This window comes from Bifidobacterium sp. C0047B3, from assembly GCF_056590535.1.
Genome location: NZ_JBWPWH010000005.1, coordinates 1 through 19,723, shown reverse-complemented (window position 1 = coordinate 19,723; position 19,723 = coordinate 1). Strand labels below are relative to the sequence as shown.

Below are 19,723 nucleotides of genomic sequence, written 5' to 3'. Positions count from 1 at the left end.
CTATACGCGAATAAAGGAGTTCACATGTCGGCAAATATTCAAGATGTAGCGAATAAAGCTCATGTGTCAGTTTCTACTGTGTCACGTTCATTTACACGACCAAACTTAGTATCTGCATCCACTCGCAATAAAGTATTGGCAATTGCCGAAAAAATGAATTTTTCTATTTCGAAATCTGCAGCAGCACTGAAATCAGGCAAAACCTTGCGCATCGCTTTACTTATTAGCGATCAAATTCGCCTATGGTTTTCTGCATCTATAATTCAAGGATTGAATCAAGTATTCCACACAGCTGGGTACGATTTGTCCATTTTCCAGATTTCCAGCAGCAAAGAACGTAGCGAATTTTTCACAATGCTCCCAACTAGACGTAATGCTGACGCTGTTATCGTGTGCTCCTTTGACGTAAATACAGACGAAATTGCACAACTTAAATCAACAGGAGTGCCAATTGTTGGCATAAACTGCTTATACCCTCAAAAATGCGACTTTGACGCGACTATCAATATTGACGACGACCAAGGTGCAAGACTTATGGCACGCCACTTAATCGGTTTAGGGCATCGCAATATTGCATATGTGCGCACAACTCGCGACGTTTCACTGCATTTCAGCGTATTGCAACGTTACCATTCTTTTATTGACGAATGTAAAAATAGCGGAATAACACCTACAGAAATTGTTGCACCTGCCAATTCTGACCGCATAAGCGCTATAGTTTCTATGCTTCTTGGAAGTTCAACTATGCCAACAGCAATTGCATGCCAAGAAGACGGGATTGCAATACCACTTATGTTTCAGCTTGCTCGCAGTGGGTATTCTACTCCAAAAGATGTGTCAATTATTGGTTTTGACGATAGTTTTTACGCGCACGAAACTGGCTTAACTACTATTAGACAGGACCCAGTCGATATTGCTTCTACTGCAGCAGACATAACGCTTTCTCTTATAAGTGCAGAGAAAGTTGAAGATCCACATCGCATTGTTCCAGCGCAACTTATTGTGCGCTCAAGTACAGCCGCATTATTAAACGACTAAGCCTTTTATAATTTTCTATAAGGTATCAAAATAACAAAGATACCAAAATAACAAAGATATCTAAATAACAAAATCCGCTAGGACTTAGCACTATCATGTGCCAGTATCCTAGCGGATTTGCTTACGTCACCTTTGCTTGCTTACGTCAGCAGGTGTAACGTCTATTTATTTATTAATGGATCAGTCGTCATCTTCGTGAGCCTGAGAATATTCCTTAGCCCAGCCGTCGACGAATGCGCTCTTAACCTTATCCCACTTGCCGGTGCCCTGAGCGTACTCAAGCAAAGCGGAGCCGAGGTCGTTCTTCCAGTTATCAGATGGCATTACGGTGAAGTTCCAGCTTACTGGAGTCTTACCGGACTTAGCATCTTCAACAGCTGCTTGAGTCAATGGGTTGTCGGACTTGATATCTGCGAAGCTCTTGAATGGAGTGGTGAAGCCCATCTTCTTGGACAAAGCATCCTTACCAGTATCGGAAGTAAGCAACCACTTCAAGAAGTCCTTAGTTGCCTTCTTGTTAGCGTCAGATGCCTTCTCGTTGATGCACCAATAGTTCTCAGAACCAGTTGCCAAACCTTGCTTCTCTTCGCCCTTAGCACCAATGTAAATTGGGAGCATGCCAAGGTCTTCAGCCTTCATACCAGCCTTGGAGAGGTCACCCCAAGCCCAAGTACCATTCTGATAGAACACAGCCTTGCCCTGCGAGAACTCAGCATTTGCATCTTCACCAGTCTTAGAACCAATCTTCGTTGCTGGTGTAGTGGAATCATTAATGTAAAGATCGAAAATCTTCTTGTAACCGTCAAGGAACGTACCCTTTACCTTTGCAGGCTGCTTGGTAACATGATCTTCCTTGAACTCATAGTACAAAGGAAGATTTGCAAGGTGGGTCTTGAAACGCCAATCAGAGCTGGAATCGAAACCTGCAGAAGTGAATGCGCCATCGACACCAAGATCTGACTTGTGCTTTTGAATATCATCTGCAACAGCCTTCAACTTATCGAAGGAGTTGATTTCTTCAGCAGACTTTACCTTAGCATCCTTAAGACCGGTGTACTTCTTGAGCAAAGCCTTGTTATAAATCAAGCCGTATGTTTCCATTGCATATGGAATACCAACAACCTTATCTCCATCCTTCAAAGCAATATCCTTGTTCTGAAGCTGGTTATAAAGCTCAGTATCCTTCAAATCAGCAGTGTAATCCTTCCAGCTTGCGTAACCAACTGGGCCGTTAATCTGGAAGAGTGTAGGAGCTTCGTCACCCTTGCTAATTTCGCTCTTCAAAGACTGCTCATAAGTTCCGGAAGCAGCAGTTTGAACCTTAACTTCAACACCAGTTTTCTTGGTGTATGCCTTAGCTACTTCTTTCCACTGATCTGCAGCTTCTGGCTTAAAGTTCAAGAAATAAACCTTACCTTTAGCAGAGCTGTCGCTTGAGGAGGATCCGCAAGCAGCAAGCGCGCCAAAAGCCATTGCTGAGCAAGCTACCAGTGCAATTGTTGATTTAATTGTACGATTCATCATCGAACCTTTCTCCTATGCCGACAATCCCATCATTGGACTGCCACACCTCTAGGTGTCCTTATCGACAATACTTATTATGCCTCAACTGTTGCAATATTGCAAACGATAGCATAAGTAAATTAACGCGTGTCGTCATAAAAAATATCACACACCAATATATCTAATAAAATTAGCACGTATTTTTGGCAATAATTAAAGGGATTACGCAACAATTTAGCAAACGATTGCGCAATCCCTTAAGGATTATAGTTTAAAACAAATTATTTAATTAGCAGCTAACTCTTACTGTGAGCAATCTTATATTCCTTAGCCCAGCCTTCAACGAACGCTTTCTTAAGAGTATCCCATGCTTGATTAGCGCCCATAGAAGTCATACCATCTTTTGTTGCCTGAGCGTATGTAAGCAGATCAGAGCCAACATCGTCTTTCCAACCGTTAGATGGCATGGTAACAAACACCCACTTAACAGGCTTCTTGCCTTCTTTATTTGCATATTCAACAGCAGCTTGATTAAGTGGATTATCTACTTTAATTTTAGAAAAGCCTTCGAACGGCGTAACAAATCCCATCTTCTCAGCTAAAGCCCTCTTACCATAGTCTGAAGTAAGCAGCCACTTCAGGAAGTCCTCAGTAGCCTTCTTGTTAGCGGGAGAAGCCTTCTCATTGATGCACCAATAGTTCTCAGAACCAGCAGCCAAACCATGATTTTTCTCATCAGGAACACCAATATAAATTGGTAGCATGCCAACGTCGTCAGGTTTTATACCATCCTTCGAAAGATCACCCCAAGCCCAAGTACCATTCTGATAGAACACAGCCTTGCCAAGAGCAAATTCATAAACAGCGTCCTCGCCAGTTTTAGTGCTTAACTGACTTACAGGAGTTGTGGAATCAGAAATATAAAGGTCAAAAATCTTCCTGAAATTATCAACATACTTGCCATTTATTGATTGTGGCTGACCTTCAACACCATCATCCTTGAATTGATAATACAAAGGCATATTTGCAAGGTGTGTCTTAAAACGCCAGTCTGAACTTAAATCAAATCCTGCGGATGCAAAAGCACCGTCAATCCCAAGCTCATCCTTGCGTTTTTGCAAATCGTCTGCAACTTCCTTCAACTTGTCAAAAGAGTTTATTTGTTCTTCAAAAGATCCGCCATCTTCTTCCGGCTTCAACTTTGAATTATGAAGATCCGCATATCTAGCAAGCAAAGCTTTGTTGTAAATCAAGCCATAATTTTCAGTAACATATGGCACGCCAACAACCTTATTGCCATCCTTAACAGCGTAATCCTTGTATTTGTCACTAAGATTCCTATAAAGAATGGAATTAGTTAGATCAGCAGTGTAATCCTTCCAGTTAGCGTAGCCAACAGGACCGTTAATCTGGAATAACGTAGGCATTGCATCTGGATTATTTTTATATTTCTCTACTTCAGTTTTAAGTCTAGCTTCGTACTGACCACCAGTTGGCGTAGTTATGCTTACCGTAACACCAGTCTCTCTTTTGTACTCTTCAATAACCTTTTCCCATTCGGCAGTAGCCTCAGGCTTGAAGTTGAAGAAAATAACCTTCCCACCAGCAGACCTATCGGTATTTGCGCCAAAAGACTTAGAAAAACCAAAAGCAGTAAACGCGCAAGCCGCCAAAACAGCGCAAACCACTAGCGCAATAATCGACTTAACTGAACGACTCATCATCGAACCTTTCCACATACTGCTAATCTCTTCCAAACTAACTAATTACCACTATTGAATACTGTTTAAACCACAGTAGTGAGCCAATATTACAGCAAACGCAAGACTCAAATATATAAATGTATCTGCAATAAAAATTGTGAAAATCACAATAAAATATCCGAAATTCTAATCCGTATTTCAGCAATTCCAATGCACAATTACATTGTCACCTTTGTAAACACCCAACACAGAATAATGCGCAGTATCGAGACGCAACAATCGCGCAAAATCTGGGCTTACTCCAAGCCAGCGCGCAGTTAATATACGTAATACGTGCGCATGCGCAACAACAAGCACATCCTTACCTAATTTCAATTTAGGCATTGCAATGTCAATAATCTTCTGAGTACGATCCGAAACCTCTTGCAAGCTTTCTCCAGAAGTCCTGTGCACATCCACTGCTTCTCCACTAGGAAGCACTTCTTTAGCGTCACTAACCATGTGAGAAGGGAGAACTTTAGGACCATGCTTCCACACATCCCACGCCTCAACGCCACTTAATGCCGCAATATCGCCTCTAGTGCGACCTTCAGCAGCACCATAATCCCACTCCAGCGCACTATCGCAAATTTCGTACGAAGCAAATCCAGCAAACTGAGCTGTTTGCTGCGCGCGACGAAGCGGACTTACAAGCACACAATCCTCATCAAAACCTTTTGTGAACGCACTCTGCAATCTAGCACCAGCCTCTTTTGCCTGCTCAACACCGACTTCAGTAAGAGGCAAATCCGTGCGCCCAGTATGCTGACCGGACACACTCCAAGCAGTTTGGCCGTGACGAAGTAACACCAAGCAACCCTGCTTCAAGCATTCTTTTTCGGATAATTCTTGAGTAGCGTTATTCTGCATAGCTTTCACATTCCTCTACAGCGCCACGTAACCCTTCCGTCGCGCCGGACGCCAAGCGGCACGAGTTTGTTTCACGTATATTTCTCAAAATGCATCTACACTGCTGCAAATCAAGATTACTGTTCTATGTTACCGCCAAAATTGGTATTTCGTTACCACTAACATAGAAAATATGACGCAATTATCATCGGCTAATACTAAAACTCAACGAAGCCATCGTGCGGCTCAAGCTACAGTGCAACGACTTAATGCAGCAAATCGTAAGATTGATGCACTTCGCGAGCGCCGATTAAAAAACCCAAATACTTTAGGAGATTCTTTACTAAAATCTGCACTTCCTTCTTTTGCAACGTTTATTGCAGGGCAAATTGCGCACTTAATATGGGAAAAACATGTTGATACTAGAACAATAAATTTAAGCTCCAATAATCGTTCTAACAATCTTTCTAAAGAAAAAATTGCGCAAAAGCAGAGTGTTAAGCAAGAAGAGTCGCTGATAATGTCTCTTGGATTTGCAGTATTTTCTGCGATTCTTACTACGATTGTTGGTCGCTTAGCAAGCCGCGGAACCTTGTCTTATATTGCACGAAGGCAAAGAAAACGGCAGTTTCGAAAAAATAAATTCTGATTTTGAACGAATTAACTAAAAATGCAGAAATAAGCGAAATAATCGAAATAATAAAAGTAAGCGAAATAATAAGAAGATAATAAGGAAATAGTAAGGGACAAAAGAAACGTGCAAAATTTACGTCATAACGAAACTATTGATACTTTACTGAACCACCGCTCAATTCGCGCTTTTAGCAGCGGAGCAATTGACGAAGATACAGTTGCCACTCTTGAAACCGTGGCTCAGCGCGCTGCTTGCAGCCAGTTTTTAAACGACTGGTCAGCAATTAAAATTACGGATAGCTCAATTAAGCAGAAGCTTTCCGAAATCGGTAATCAAACATATATTGCTACAGCTCCATTACTGTACGTTTTTATTATTGATCAGCACAGAAACGCTGCAATTGCGCGAAAAAATGGCATAGACGTAGATACCAGTAGCGATGAGTTTATGCTTAAAACCCGTTACCGCTTTACTCAAGCTCAAAATGACGTTATTTTGGCGCTTCATGCCATGGAAACTGCCGCGGAATCTTTAGGACTTGGTTGCGTAATTCTTGGTTCAATTTTGAACAGTAGAACTCAGCTTATTGATATTTTGAATTTGCCTGAATACACATACCCTGTGCTTGGTTTGGCAATTGGTAAGCCTGCGCAAAATCCGGAATTAAAGCCGCGAATGAGCGCTAACATGCAGATTTTTGAAAATACTTACCCTGCTGACGACGCTGAATTATTAGAAAATCTTGCTGATTTTGACGCTCGCGTGCATCAATATTACGATTTGCGAAACGCTAGCCGACCAGTTGACGCTTTTAGCGCGCAAATTGTTGCGTTGGCAACAGATAGTAGCGCAAAAAAGCATGAGACAGAAGATGTTGAGCAGGTTGCAAGACAAGGTTTTAATGTTGCGTAATTAGTTACGCCTTAACTTAGCGCCGCTTTAACTTAGCGCAGCATTAGTTTAGCGCCGTCTTGGCTTGTACCCGCGTTTTCTAGACCTAGGCTTTGTGCTTGCAGCCGGCGAGCGCATATCTGAATACATTCGATCCACCGGATTTTTATGCGTCAAATGCCAGCATCCGCAATATTCACAAGCGTAAACCCACAATTGCGCACCACGCTCTCTTAAACTCTGCTCCGCCGCCATAAGAGCCTGCCCTTTATTCTTGTACATGATTTTTTGGGTAGATTCGCAGCGCCTCGGAGTAAAGAAATACATAGCTTTTATGGTAGCAAACCGCTTAACACAGCTTCTGCGAGCTACGCGCAATGACGTAAATCACGCAATATTCCTAAACTTAAGCCACCAAACATATTCGCAAAAGTTCAATATAAATTCAAAATAATTTGTACCATTTGCAAAAATTCAAAATAAATTCAATTTTTACTTTGCAAAATGCAAATTTGCGCGTAAAATCATCACTAAAAATATAAATAGTTCAATTTAATACTTATATTTTGAACTTTATTATAAACTTGTTCAATTTATAAACGCTGATTTTACGAGAAAGACAGATTATGGCACAGAATTTTGCTGACGAGCTTAAGAAAGCTATGAAACGTAAGGGATACAAGCAGATTGACGTAATCGAGCTTGCAGCAAAAAACGGCCATAAACTTGGCAAAAGCCAGTTAAGTCAGTATTTAAGCGGCAAAACTGAGCCGCGCAAAGACGTGCGTAACATGCTTGCTGAAATTCTTGGAATCAGCGGCGACGGAATCAAAGGCGGTCATTCTTGCGCAAAAGTCGCGCAAAACTGCCAGTCTGAAGAAGAATCACAATTAAATCAGCCACAGCTTACGGAAGCTGAACTTTCCCAAACACTCAAACATAGAAACTTCAACAAATCCACCAAACTAGAACATGTGCTTTATGATGTTCGCGGCCCAGTTGTTGAAGAAGCAAACCGCATGGAAGCAAACGGAACGCATATTTTAAAGCTCAATATTGGAAATCCTGCGCCTTTTGGTTTCCGCGCTCCAGACGAAGTGATTTACGACATGCAGCAGCAGCTTATTGACTGCGAAGGCTACTCGGATAGTCGCGGACTTTTCTCTGCACGCAAAGCGATTATGCAATACGATCAGCTTAAGGGCATTCCAGGCGTGCAAATGGAAGATATTTACACTGGAAACGGCGTTTCCGAGCTGATTAACCTTTCTATGCAGGCACTGCTTGATTGCGGCGACGAGATTCTTATCCCAAGCCCGGACTATCCGTTGTGGACTGCGTGCGCTAGCCTGGCAGGAGGCACTCCTGTGCACTACATGTGTGACGAAAAGTCGCATTGGTACCCAGATATTGCCGATATTCGCTCTAAAATCACGCCTCGCACTAAAGCAATCGTGATTATTAACCCAAATAATCCTACGGGCGTGCTGTATAGTCGCGAAGTTTTGGAAGAGATTGTTAAGATTGCGCGCGAGTTTAATTTGATTATTTTTGCGGACGAGATTTACGACCGTCTTGTTATGGACGGCAAGAAGCATATTTCGATTGCTTCTCTTGCTCCAGACGTGTTCTGCGTAACTTTCAGCGGACTTTCTAAATCGCATATGATTGCCGGCTTCCGCATTGGTTGGATGAGTCTTTCTGGAGATAAATCCAAGGCTCGCGACTACATTATGGGACTTAACATGCTGTCTAATATGCGCTTGTGCTCGAATGTTCCTGCGCAGTCGATTATTCAAACTGCTTTGGGTGGATACCAAAGCGTTGAAAAGTATTTGGAGCCAGGCGGACGCGTGTATGAGCAGCGCGAGTATTGCTATAACGCGCTTCAGGAGATGGATGGCGTAAGCGTTGAGCGACCGGATGCCGCTTTCTACATGTTTGTAAAGCTCGATCCAAGTCGATACAACATTCACGATGACGAACAGTTTGCTCTTGATTTGCTACGCGATCAGAAGTTGCTGATTGTGCACGGCAAAGGCTTTAATTGGCAGACTCCAGGCTACTTCCGCGTAGTCTACTTGCCGCGCTTGCAAACGCTTCGCGACGCAATGAGCAAACTCTCCAGCTTCCTCTCCTACTATCGCCAGTAGCTGCAACTTCTACACTTTTTGCTGATTGTGCATAGTCTCAACCATATTGCATTAAGTTACTAAGCTTTAAGCGAACTTATTCGCTGCGGAGTAACTCCCGTAAGCTCTCAGCGACTACCTTTATAAGATTCCATTTGTAAAGGTTTTCCTAGACAAGATATTCCTTATACAAATTCAAGTATTATTATTACTTAAATAATGCTTTTATAAAGGAGCAGTATGGCAGCAAAGCATATTACTGTTGGCATTGTCGACGATGATTGTTTTTGTCTACACGGCCTAAAAACATATATTGAACAGGTTGTTCCGTCCTGCAATATTTGCTGGTTGTCAACATGTGCCGATCAAGCAATTCAGTTTTGTCAAAATCAATGCCCAGACGTGCTGCTAATTGACATGTATATGTCTGGGGTCTCGGGAATTAAAATATTATACGAATTGCGAAGAAGACATTCACTCCCAATAATAATTGCTATAACTTCATTTCCTATCAACGATTATGCATTAAAAGCATCGGCAGCAGGCGCACAAGGCATTGTTGGGAAAAACCACCCAGAAACTATTTGCGCCATGCTAAGCAGTATTATCCAGGGAGCGTTCAAGCCGCAAATAATAGGTGATCTTCATTTTGACGACACGATGACAGCATTTCAACGTTTGCAAAATAAACCAAAAAAGGGACGCCTTGCTTTAACGGATCATGAGACTGAAATTGTAAAGTTGTGCAGTAAAGGCATGACTAATGCGCAAATCGCTAAACGTTTATTTGTTGAAACTTGTACTGTGGAAACTATCCTTCGTCGCGTGTTCAAAAAGTTGAATGTGACGAATCGTTCACAACTTATTACCACATGGCTGCATGATGAATATTTAGGAAATGATACACAATGATTATTTTCTTAATGCGGCGTTTGCGAGAAAAGCTTATTGACAATAAAACATTTTTACTATTGGGATGTTTGTCGAGCGCAATGGATGCATATATTTACTCAAATAGCGACAATAGCACAATACAACTTGTCATAGTTTACATGATTCTTGCTGCTATGAATCTGTTCCTTTGCTTGCTCCCGCATTTTATGAGCATGTGCTATATTTTTGTGCACCTCAGCATTCTTGTTATTCCTAGTCTGAATCTTCCACCAGTAACTTTCGGGCTCATCATATCATTTGTTTTTATTTCATATTTATATCCGATTCAATTTACACTACCTTTATTCTTAGTACTAGATGCATTACACTACATTGCATACCGATACCTATCAACTTTGTCTTTCAAGTATCTTATTGCTTACCTTTTAATAAATATATTTTGCGTTTGCACTGGTATTATTTTGCGCATTTCTCACCAAAAAATGGTTCTTTATGAAAAAGACAAGCAAACAATTAATAATCTTAATTTGGCTGTGCGAATGCACGATAAATTAACTAATAAGATTGCAGATATTGCACTACAAAGTAAAATAGCATTACTTGACAAGTCTATTTCTAAAAAGCAACGAGAAGCTATTGAGGAAATAAATGATTTGGCAGATCAGGCTTTTGAAGAAGGTCATAATATTATCGACATTCTGCGTGGAAATACTGCTAAGCATGATGCTCGAAGCGAGTTCATTCAGCGCATTGAAAATACGCTACAAATGAACGACTCAATCAATAAATCATGTGGATTAAAAGGAAGATCCATATGCAATATATCTAGTAACGATATTCCTGAAGACATTAGCGATGAAATCATCTGTGAAGTTATTGAATTAATCGAAGAGCTATATTTGAACATGCGAAAATATGCTTCTTTAGTTTATTACATCAGAATTTCGATACGCGAAAAACAAATTGTTATAAAACAGTTTAATGTTCGATTTTTGGGCGAGAAAAGTAAAGATGCGATTCGCGCAGTATCTCAAAAAGGGCTTCTGCTTCATCGCGATACCCTAAAGCATTTAGGCGGTTCACTTTATTTTCGAGCCTTTGGTAAGTATTGGGAATGTAATGCAGTTATCCCTTTCAGAAATGAACATAACTGTATAGATAGTATGCTTTACTGATTCAGTTTAAAAGATTAATGAATCTTGAGTAGTTTTAATTAGTAATTATTTGTAAAGGTTTTCATATACAAGATATTGTTTACCTTTTAGCGCGCCATTAATTTATAAATCGTCAAGGTTTTATATACGCAATTATTTTCTTGTATTAGAAGGAGAAGAATATGAGTAATTTAGAAGATACAAAAGCACAAATTCCGTCCGTATTTTGGACAATAGCCAATGGCGTATTTCTTGCTAGCGGAATTGCGCTGATTGTAATGCGTAATGATTATCTATGGGGAGTGCCTCAAATTATCGCTGGATTATTTGGTCTTGCAACCATGTTCCTCATTAAAAAACCGTGGTGCGCGCAACTATATTTTATCGCATCTTCACTAGCTGTAATAGCAAATGGGCTTATGGAAATATTCGGCATAATCCACGGATCTGGATACGGTTATGTTCCGCTGATTATTGGTATAATTGTGCTCCTATTTATAGGTCTTGACAAGGATGAAAGTTCAAAAGCTCTTGGCATTGCCAAAAAATAAGTAAAAGCATTAGACTGCGAATTTTAACATAAAAACATATCACAGTTTTCAAAGGCCAAGCTGTAGCCACGCATCCTACGGCTTGGCTTTTGATTATTTATCTGTTAATGATTTATTTTGCATAGAGTTTATACGTTACTGAACAATTCATTTGCTTATAGCCTCAACTATATTGCATTAAGTTACTAAGCTTTAAGCGAACTTATTCGCTGCGGAGTAACTCCCGTAAGCTCTGCAACATCACGAACCGTCAATCCCTGATTCCTTAGTATGCGAACTGTTTCACGCATAAGCATAGATGCTTCTTCTTGAGTTTTTATAGCTGCAGATTTTGCATCTAGCATGCGCTGAAGCATAAGCTCATCTTGCTCACTAAGTTTCGGAGTTACTTTCACGCCATTGACTTTAATATTTAACGTTACAGCAGCATCTTTTACCATTGCTGCAATCTGATCAAGTCTACGTACTTGAGTAAATAATCCTGGTATTTCCGGCACTTCTATAGCCCACCAGCCATCGCATCTGCGAGCTATAGCTGTCACCATTTGCAAACAAGTCGTTGCATTATTATGCTCAGTGACACTCATTGATTAAGTCTTTTCTCCAACTCTTTTCGCTTCACACATATAAGTGTGTGACTATTTATCAATTCAGTAAATAGGCATTGCATATAAAATCAGCACAACAAAGCTATACAAATGCAATTACATCACAGGACAATTAGTTTGCACATCCTGTTGGAATCCTGATGGATCTCCCAGTTTTGCTTTGCGCATGTGCTCTTTGAAAAAGTTTCGCGTTGCATCATCACAACGGTCTGGACCCATAAACGGCATACTAGGCACTTTTTCAAGCTCATGCAAAGCTTTACTCGCCGCTTGCTCATCACTAGCATACGTGTCTAGCCATTGCCGTTCCCAAGCACACTGATAATAATTAGATGCTTGCGTATCGCCATATCCACTCTGGAACTGACTGTCTTTTTCTTCTCCAACCAAGTTTGCAGGAGCTTTATATTTTTCAGGCCAACTAAGCTTTGCCACAGATTCCTGATATTCCTTCTCTATATGAGCAAAATCAACAGTCTCTCTAGGCGAACTATTTTGCGAGCGCGAGCCATCCATACCACTCGCATTATTGTTGCCTACTCCTCCACAAGCATTGAACATAAGAATCGCACTAAGCACACCAATAATAAGAGTTGCTTTACCAATAGTATGATTATTCATTATTCCTTCTTTCTTATTTTTTGAAAATTAACGCAATGCTAATGCTGGCTGTAAACGCGATGCTTTTATTGCCGGCACTACACTTCCAGCAAGTGCCGTGATAAAAGCCGCAATAACAGCTCCAATAGCGGCTTCATATGGGTAAACTGGCGGACTAACTGGGTTTGATGCATCCCAAAAACTTGATGCTATAGACACAAGACCAAAAGAAACAGCGACGGCAGCAATCGAAACTATCAGCGCTAAAATAATCGCACTGCCTAACACGAGTGAAGCAATCGACCATCTAGTAGCACCCAAGGCTCTGCGTATAAGCAGTTCATGTGTGCGCTGCTCCAACGATGCTAAACCAATATTGATTAAACCTAACGCGGAAACAAAAAGCAATAATGCTGCTACGATAGCAAAACTTAATTGCAATACTGTTATAACATTCTCGTAATCATCACTATTATCATGTCTTCTAATTTCGTTTACTTGTCCACCGCAACAGTCATAAAGAGCGTCTGAAACATAAGATTTAATTGATTTTTGAGAACGATTTTCTTTATTTAACCAGTAGATTGAGCCTTGAGTTTCTTTTTCAGAATATTCCCAAAGAGTTGGAGCGTAACGTAACAAGCCTAGAATATTCACGTATGCTTTTGCTGAGTCTACGCCATCGTTCACAACTCCAACAATCCTTATAGGACTCATTTGTGTTGTTTTGCGAGAAGTAATAAATGCTACTTCACCAATCTTGTATCTTTTGCTAGCAGATTGGTTTACTACCATTTCTAATGCGTTGCTTTTAGCGCTATTACTAAACCATCTTCCACTTACAATAGGTAAGTTATAAACTTTGTTGTATCCTGCCGTAGTGTAAACAGCGTCAACATATTGAAGATTGCTAGTTTTATATTCTTCGCTTATTTTTACGCTCTTCAAAGCTGGCATAGAAGCGCTAAACAGTAGTCCAGTGTTTGGTTGTAGCATAACGTTAGCGTTACGATTTGCGGATTCAATGCGATTTAAGAATTTGTTAAATACTGAATATTTGTCAAAATTTTGTGCTGAAAAAGTAATCTCGTATGTTGGTCTACGACCGTTTAGCTGTTCGTTAGTTGCAATAAGATAGTCTTTACCAACCGTGCCAATAAGCACTGACGCAATAACGGCAATGATGCCGATAAACATTGAAAAACCTGTAAGGAAGGATCTCATAGGAGAAAGTCGCAAATCTTTAAGCAGCATGATCATAAAGAACACCGCCTTCCATAGTAAAAATGTGAGAGCAAGAACGAGCCACTTTCATATCATGAGTGACTAATAGTAATGTTGTTCCAGATTCTTGAACACGATCATGCAACACTTGAAGCACTTTTTCTCCCGTACTACTATCGAGCGCACCAGTTGGCTCATCGCAAATAAGTAATTCGGGATTAGTAACGAGCGCACGCGCTATCGCGACTCTCTGCTGTTCACCGCCTGATAGCTTTCCAGGGTATTCGTTTAGTTTATCTTGCAATCCAACAGCACATAATGCTTCTTCTATCGTTTTTCTTCTTGTCTGCTTGCTTTGTTGTAGTCCTGCGTACAAAAGCGGCAACTCAACATTTTCTCTAATGCTTAAATGCTTAATAAGCGAATAGTTTTGGAAAACAAAACCAATATTTCTAGCGCGCATATGCGATACTGTAGCATCACTACACTTTTGGATTGACTTGCCAGAATAATAGTATTTTCCAGTAAAATTTTTATTCAAAAATCCAATAATAGAAATAAGACTTGTTTTTCCAGATCCAGACCTGCCAACTACCGCGTATGTTTCACCTTGGTTAAGTAACATAGAAGCAGAATTAACAGTGGTAAGCCATTCTCCATTGCCTAGTTTTACACGCGCTGACACGTCTTGTAGTTCAACCAGTGGAACAGGATTGTTCTCCATAATCATTGCACTCCTGGAATGAGATCAGGAGAAACACCTGCTACAACATCACCCTCATGCAAGCCAGACGTAATTTCAATATTAGCGCCGTCACTGATTCCAAGACCAACTTCTTTACGCTCCCAATTATCGCCTTTCTTGTATGAGACTAGGCCTTTTTGGACTCTTCCAGCAACCGCACTAACAGGCAGAGTTAAAACCGATTGTTTATGCTTGCCATTAAAAACAAGCGTCGCATTTTGGCCTGATTCTACTTCTGTGCTTTTATCTATTAAACACGTTAAAACTTTTGACGATACACTAGGTGTACTTTGCGCACTCGACTCATCTGTTTGAGTTGAATCAGCATTATCATTCTTGCTACTACCCGAGGCTGCAACATCGGTAGAAGTTCCACCGCTTTGTACTATTTGCAAACAATTGGTTGGTCCAACACCATCTTCAACTTGGAAGCGACCTTTAACATCTGCAATATCCGCAGAACGAAGTAAAGCTTTTGCGTTAAGGCTTATTGAAAAACCTTCATATTTAAGAGTGAATAGCGGGAAAGATTTAGGCACGTCCGCAGATGATTCAGCTACTGACACAACTTTAGCATCTACGGGAGCAATAATTTTGTTACCAGAATTGTAGCCTAAAATACTTCCAGCTTTTACAGCACTTCCTGCCTTTACCGATGGAGAAAAATTCCCTCTACTTACAGCAGTGATAACAAAGGTAGACGATTGTTCTATTGTTGCTTTACCCGACACAACTTGTGTTAAAGGCTGTTTTTTGACTGAAATAAGTGGAACTGAATCCTGCGATACCTGCTGTTGGCTATCATCAACTGCTCTACCAGCGCATGCAGTAAGCAAACACGCTGGCAGAGCAGCTAACAAGAGTACTTTTGTAAACTTACGCATAACACAAAGCTCCTTACTCACCAAACTCGTAAAACACATAGGATGCGTCGAAACGAGCCTCTCAAACTAATCCAAAATAAATAAAGGGCTCGGTAATGCTGCAATTAACGCTTTTATGATTACCACTTTATTTAGAATTTCAGCTTTTGGTTAATAGCTTATGATCGCAGTAAAGAGTTTGCATCACACTAAATGATGATTTTATTTATGATTCTTGGAGCTTGCATAATACCAGAGAATGATTTATTTTACATAGAGTTTATACGTTACTGAGTGATTGACTTGCTCAGAGGTTTAATATCGCTCCATTAAATCACCGCTTAAGGCTATCCTCGTTAAGCAAAAAATCAAATAGGTCCACGGTAATTACTCCACGATTATCTCTTGTAGCATGCAACCCATTTTTCGTAACTACTATCTTTTTGAAAGAATTATCAATATAGTAAAGCGAGCGCTTTTCTTGCAATGATTTTTCTTCCGTCGTCATAGCGAGCGCAGATTGTATATAATATTTTTCGCTTCCCAAAGTAGCGATAAAATCTATTTCCAAAGATTTTTGCGCATAAATATCATGGTTATTTTTATCTTTTCGACCAGTATTTTCAGCAATATTCATTTCGCCAATATCTACGTTATATCCGCGATACCTTAACTCGTTGTATATAACATTTTCCATAATATGCGACTCTTCGATTTGCCTAAAATTAAGTAAAGCGTTGCGTACTCCAATGTCTTCAAAGTAAATTTTGAACAAGGAATCAATGTATTTTTTGCCCTTAATGTTGTACTTTTGAGCTTTGCTTACAAGAAAAGCATCGCTGTAGTAGTCTATGAAACGACTAACAGTTTCTGAAGTAATTTCTCCATATCCGTGGCTAATAAACGTGTTAGAAAGTTTCCTTGGATTAACAGGAGCACCTATTGACGAAGCTATTACTTGCAACGTTTCAGAAAGAGCCTGCTCTTTTCGCACGCCGTTTCGCTGAACTACATCTCTCAAATAAGTTTCTTTAACAAGATTTTCAAGGTATTTTATTTGTTCCTCAACATTTTGCATTCTAGCTACAAGCGGTATTCCGCCAGTAACAATGTAATCTGCCCAAGATTCTGAAACCGTTTTGCTAGAACTTTCCATGTATTCGGCAAAAGTAAGTGGTTGAACGTGAACTTCTGTGCTTCTCCCCTTAAATTCAGTAACAATGTCTGATGAAAGAAAACGGGAGTTAGATCCAGTAACATATATGTCTAAATTTGCGTGCCTTAAGTAACTGTTAAGTGTGCCAACAAAATTGTCAAGCAATTGCACTTCGTCGAGGAAAATGTAAAACTTGTCGCTATGATTTATTTGCGACGCAATGTAGCGACGGAACACTTTAGCATTGATAATGTAACCAAGTTTTTTATCTGCGATTTTTACTGGTTCGCCATTTGCGAATGGCTCAAGACGATCAATATCTTCGTCTGCATCAAATGCGAACCGAATAATATTATTCTGCAAAACACCTTGAGAAATAAGAGAATTATAGAACAGCTCGTTAAGAATGAACGACTTTCCCGCGCGGCGCACACCAGTAATGATTTTAACCAGACCATTCCAACTAAGCTGGTTAAGTTTCTTTATGTACCTTTGACGATTGAAAATCATTCGCATTCCCTTTCTTTCCACTTCTATCTTCAATTTATCAAAGTACTTTGGGTTTTGCAAGATAGAATTAGCGGAAATAGGGCATATTTGGCACTTCTATCTGATATTTTCCAAAGTACTTTGGGTTTTGCAAGATAGATTGGTTTGTGCGAAGTTACTTTTCGTGCGCAAGTTCAATTGGAGGATGCTCCGCGCGGAAAGCATTTACGTGCGCCTCAGACGCATACCCTAGCGCAAAACCAGTAATCAGCGCATACTCCGGCGGAATATCGAATACTTCGTCAAGCGGTGAACGCCATGTGGCAAGAACGCCAAGCGGGCATGAATCTACGCCTTGCTCTTTGGCAGCCAACAGTAACGTTTGCAGCATAATTCCAGCATCCAGCGCAGCAAAGGGCAGAAAATCGCGACGAACAAGCACAAATCCCATAACTGGCGCACCAAATGCCTGGAAGTTGCGCAAAGTGTGAGCATTTCGAGCAGGAAAATCTTTGCGATCAATATTTAAATGTTTATACAACGCCAACCCTAAACGCGCACTGCGCTCTTTAAGCGATTGCGGATAAGGAGCCATTACAGAAAAATCTCCATCCGGCTGGCTCATTTTCTGGGCTATCATGCGCTCTTCTTCGCTAAGAGTTGCGTCTTTAGTACGGAACATTGCTTTGCATTTTTGCGTATAAGCATCAATAAGCTGCTGCTTGCGTTCTCCTTGAGCAATAGCGAGCATGTAGCCACGAGTGTTAGACCAGCTCGGCGATTGTGCAGCTGTTTGCAAAATAGTTTCAAGGATTTTAGAATCGACTGGTTTATTTAGAAAATCACGTGCAGAAAATCGCGACTTTGCGAGTGCTTCAAAAGTTTGTGTAGTCATGTCTTTTAGTATATCGCACCAAATACGCACGTAGTACTTTCCGGCATTTGCGTGACGACCTGCTTTCGCGCTTATTCCCCACGGCATAGCCGTTCGGCTGATTTGGCATGTGAAGCACACTGTGCTTCACAACTGAGCCAAATCACGCTTTGAAGGAGCTTGAAATCCCGTTGATTTCAAGCTCGGTCAAAGCGCGCGAAAGCAATTCGGAGCGCCGAGCTTGCTTAGAGTTGAAAGCACAGTGTGCTTTCAACGCAAGCGAGGTCTGCCTTCGTCAAAAAATACGAAGGCAGGAGCGATTTGTAAGTTTTACATTTTTCTAATATGTGAACGCATAACTAGATTTGAACTAAAACCATTACTTTTTAGTAATCATCGCTTCCTACTGTGTCAACATCTATAGAATTTTCCGGCCTGACATTTGCGGTATTTATTACAAAATCTTTTGATGTTCCATATTTGTCATATGCTGTTATCTTATAAATTCCTGGTAATGCAAAAATAACATCAAAAGCAGAAGTGCCATTATCGTAACAGCCATAGAGTTCCACTTCTTTACCATTTATTTTTATTTTTTGTTTATTACTAGGAACCTTTACCGATATAGAAGTAGCGGTACCGATAGAATCTATCTTATATTTTTTAAACATAAACAGTTGTGTTGAATCATATCTTAAATATAATGTTCTGTTAACGTTTTTATCTCCGACGTTATAGTTAACTTTAACTTTATAACAAGTAGATTTTTTTGCCTTCCCCATATTTACATATTTGTAATATTTTCCAGCAATACATTCGTAAGGAGTTGACGACAAGACTTTAGCATTTGAAATACGAGAGTTTGCGTCGCCTGCAAATTTGTCTGTAAACAGTGATTCATGCGGATTTACGTAAGTAAAACCACGAGGACTAGCATCAGTATATTCACTCGTTGCTTGAGTATACTTACCTTGAGAAACAAGATTTAAATAATTTTTAACCGTTGCTTCAGGAGAATATACTAGGTTTTGCAGCGTGAAATAAGTTACAATTGCTCCAACTACAAGTATCAAAAAAATTATTGATGCAATTACTGCTTTTCTCCTAGTTTTAAGCTTTTTATCTTTAACAGCAGATTCTTGCGAATTGACATAGTTTTCAGAGCTATAGAAATATTGCTGATTTCTAGGATAGTAAGCTTGCTGAAGTGACACATTATTTGCGTTATAAGGCTGCGGTTCTGATTGACCTGTATGAAGTGAACACTCAGTTAAAGTTGCCCCGCATAAGTTGCAAAAACTTGAATTATCATCATTAGCAGCACCACACGAATTACAGTAAACCATATACTTCTTCTCCTCTATAAAGCGTATTCGTGCACGAAATACATTTTATATTGTAGTACTTATTTTATTAAATAATTTTCAACATTCTCGATGTTTATTGCACAAAGGCAACAATTAAAGATAGAAAACTACTTATACTACGCATAATGTGGCGTGAGTTTTTGGAGTGTGTGCGCTGACGGCCTGCTTTTGTGCTGCGGTTTAGAGCGTAGGCGGCATAAACTTTACACGTTTGTAAAGTTTTGGCCGGAATCTAGCTGGGAAACGGCATAAACTTTACACGTCTGCACAGTTTCGGTCGTTTTCCGTTACTGGCGCAGATAGCGTACTGCGCAAGTAACGCTAAATCGCGATTATTCGTTATTAACGTAGATTACATACTGCGCGAGTAACATATGACCGTTACTTTCTCAGATACTCGACTGAATTT

Annotated in this window: 19 protein-coding genes; 7 read left to right on the top strand and 12 right to left on the bottom strand. The window is 40.2% G+C overall.

The window, feature by feature from the left end; genetic code table 11:
• Window positions 1–24: 24 nt before the first annotated feature.
• The gene (locus tag AC1EKT_RS05605) at window positions 25–1,038 is read left to right on the top strand and encodes a LacI family DNA-binding transcriptional regulator (protein ID WP_415687721.1); all 1,014 of its coding nucleotides are present in this window, start codon (window positions 25–27) and stop codon (window positions 1,036–1,038) included.
• A 180-nt stretch (window positions 1,039–1,218) separates the two neighbouring features.
• Here AC1EKT_RS05605 and AC1EKT_RS05600 read toward each other — a convergent pair whose 3' ends face one another.
• The 3 genes from AC1EKT_RS05600 to AC1EKT_RS05590 form a co-directional block, all read right to left on the bottom strand.
• The gene (locus AC1EKT_RS05600) at window positions 1,219–2,562 is read right to left on the bottom strand and encodes an ABC transporter substrate-binding protein (RefSeq protein ID WP_275712703.1); all 1,344 of its coding nucleotides are present in this window, start codon (window positions 2,560–2,562) and stop codon (window positions 1,219–1,221) included.
• Window positions 2,563–2,837: 275 nt separating this feature from the next.
• Window positions 2,838–4,265 (bottom strand): ABC transporter substrate-binding protein, encoded by a 1,428-nt coding sequence (locus AC1EKT_RS05595; protein WP_415689927.1) that lies wholly within the window; start codon window positions 4,263–4,265, stop codon window positions 2,838–2,840.
• A gap of 177 nt (window positions 4,266–4,442) precedes the next feature.
• Window positions 4,443–5,153 carry a histidine phosphatase family protein gene (locus tag AC1EKT_RS05590; RefSeq protein WP_275712701.1) on the bottom strand — a complete coding sequence of 237 codons (711 nt, stop codon included), beginning with the start codon at window positions 5,151–5,153 and terminating at the stop codon, window positions 4,443–4,445.
• A 172-nt stretch (window positions 5,154–5,325) separates the two neighbouring features.
• On the opposite strand from AC1EKT_RS05590, the gene AC1EKT_RS05585 reads away from it, so the two are divergent.
• Window positions 5,326–5,781 (top strand): DUF4235 domain-containing protein, encoded by a 456-nt coding sequence (locus tag AC1EKT_RS05585; RefSeq protein ID WP_481616183.1) that lies wholly within the window; start codon window positions 5,326–5,328, stop codon window positions 5,779–5,781.
• A gap of 108 nt (window positions 5,782–5,889) precedes the next feature.
• Entirely contained in the window at window positions 5,890–6,678 is a 789-nt protein-coding gene (locus AC1EKT_RS05580) for a nitroreductase family protein (protein WP_481616182.1), read from the top strand.
• A gap of 48 nt (window positions 6,679–6,726) precedes the next feature.
• Here the strand turns inward: AC1EKT_RS05580 and AC1EKT_RS05575 are convergent, their stop codons facing one another.
• Window positions 6,727–6,984, bottom strand: coding sequence for a hypothetical protein (locus AC1EKT_RS05575; protein WP_119487584.1), 258 nt, complete (start codon window positions 6,982–6,984; stop codon window positions 6,727–6,729).
• Window positions 6,985–7,283: 299 nt separating this feature from the next.
• Here AC1EKT_RS05575 and AC1EKT_RS05570 point away from each other — a divergent pair, with 299 nt between their 5' ends.
• The 4 genes from AC1EKT_RS05570 (at window position 7,284) to AC1EKT_RS05555 (ending at window position 11,388) form a co-directional block, all read left to right on the top strand.
• Window positions 7,284–8,810, top strand: coding sequence for an aminotransferase class I/II-fold pyridoxal phosphate-dependent enzyme (locus AC1EKT_RS05570; RefSeq protein ID WP_481616181.1), 1,527 nt, complete (start codon window positions 7,284–7,286; stop codon window positions 8,808–8,810).
• A gap of 219 nt (window positions 8,811–9,029) precedes the next feature.
• The gene (locus AC1EKT_RS05565) at window positions 9,030–9,701 is read left to right on the top strand and encodes a response regulator (RefSeq protein WP_415689923.1); all 672 of its coding nucleotides are present in this window, start codon (window positions 9,030–9,032) and stop codon (window positions 9,699–9,701) included.
• The gene (locus AC1EKT_RS05560; RefSeq protein WP_481616180.1) at window positions 9,698–10,858 is read left to right on the top strand and encodes a histidine kinase; all 1,161 of its coding nucleotides are present in this window, start codon (window positions 9,698–9,700) and stop codon (window positions 10,856–10,858) included. The genes AC1EKT_RS05565 and AC1EKT_RS05560 overlap by 4 nt, the downstream gene beginning before the upstream one ends.
• Before the next feature lie 161 nt (window positions 10,859–11,019).
• Window positions 11,020–11,388 (top strand): hypothetical protein, encoded by a 369-nt coding sequence (locus tag AC1EKT_RS05555; RefSeq protein ID WP_415687738.1) that lies wholly within the window; start codon window positions 11,020–11,022, stop codon window positions 11,386–11,388.
• Between the two features lie 185 nt (window positions 11,389–11,573).
• Here AC1EKT_RS05555 and AC1EKT_RS05550 read toward each other — a convergent pair whose 3' ends face one another.
• From AC1EKT_RS05550 to AC1EKT_RS05515, 8 genes are all read right to left on the bottom strand, one after another.
• Window positions 11,574–11,975 carry an XRE family transcriptional regulator gene (locus tag AC1EKT_RS05550; RefSeq protein WP_421790482.1) on the bottom strand — a complete coding sequence of 134 codons (402 nt, stop codon included), beginning with the start codon at window positions 11,973–11,975 and terminating at the stop codon, window positions 11,574–11,576.
• Window positions 11,976–12,092: 117 nt separating this feature from the next.
• On the bottom strand, window positions 12,093–12,617 hold the full coding sequence (locus tag AC1EKT_RS05545) for a hypothetical protein (protein ID WP_415687996.1): 525 nt from the start codon (window positions 12,615–12,617) through the stop codon (window positions 12,093–12,095).
• 27 nt (window positions 12,618–12,644) lie between these two features.
• Complete coding sequence (locus AC1EKT_RS05540) at window positions 12,645–13,856, bottom strand: ABC transporter permease (RefSeq protein WP_421790479.1); 1,212 nt, start codon at window positions 13,854–13,856, stop codon at window positions 12,645–12,647.
• Window positions 13,840–14,550, bottom strand: coding sequence for an ABC transporter ATP-binding protein (locus AC1EKT_RS05535; protein ID WP_419399416.1), 711 nt, complete (start codon window positions 14,548–14,550; stop codon window positions 13,840–13,842). The genes AC1EKT_RS05540 and AC1EKT_RS05535 overlap by 17 nt, the downstream gene beginning before the upstream one ends.
• On the bottom strand, window positions 14,547–15,449 hold the full coding sequence (locus tag AC1EKT_RS05530; RefSeq protein WP_421784899.1) for an efflux RND transporter periplasmic adaptor subunit: 903 nt from the start codon (window positions 15,447–15,449) through the stop codon (window positions 14,547–14,549). The genes AC1EKT_RS05535 and AC1EKT_RS05530 overlap by 4 nt, the downstream gene beginning before the upstream one ends.
• A 313-nt stretch (window positions 15,450–15,762) precedes the next feature.
• The gene (locus AC1EKT_RS05525) at window positions 15,763–17,094 is read right to left on the bottom strand and encodes an ATP-binding protein (RefSeq protein WP_481616179.1); all 1,332 of its coding nucleotides are present in this window, start codon (window positions 17,092–17,094) and stop codon (window positions 15,763–15,765) included.
• A 154-nt stretch (window positions 17,095–17,248) separates the two neighbouring features.
• The gene (locus AC1EKT_RS05520) at window positions 17,249–17,968 is read right to left on the bottom strand and encodes a nitroreductase family protein (protein ID WP_481616202.1); all 720 of its coding nucleotides are present in this window, start codon (window positions 17,966–17,968) and stop codon (window positions 17,249–17,251) included.
• 365 nt (window positions 17,969–18,333) lie between these two features.
• Window positions 18,334–19,293 (bottom strand): zinc-ribbon domain-containing protein, encoded by a 960-nt coding sequence (locus tag AC1EKT_RS05515; protein ID WP_415683090.1) that lies wholly within the window; start codon window positions 19,291–19,293, stop codon window positions 18,334–18,336.
• Between the last annotated feature and the right edge of the window lie 430 nt (window positions 19,294–19,723).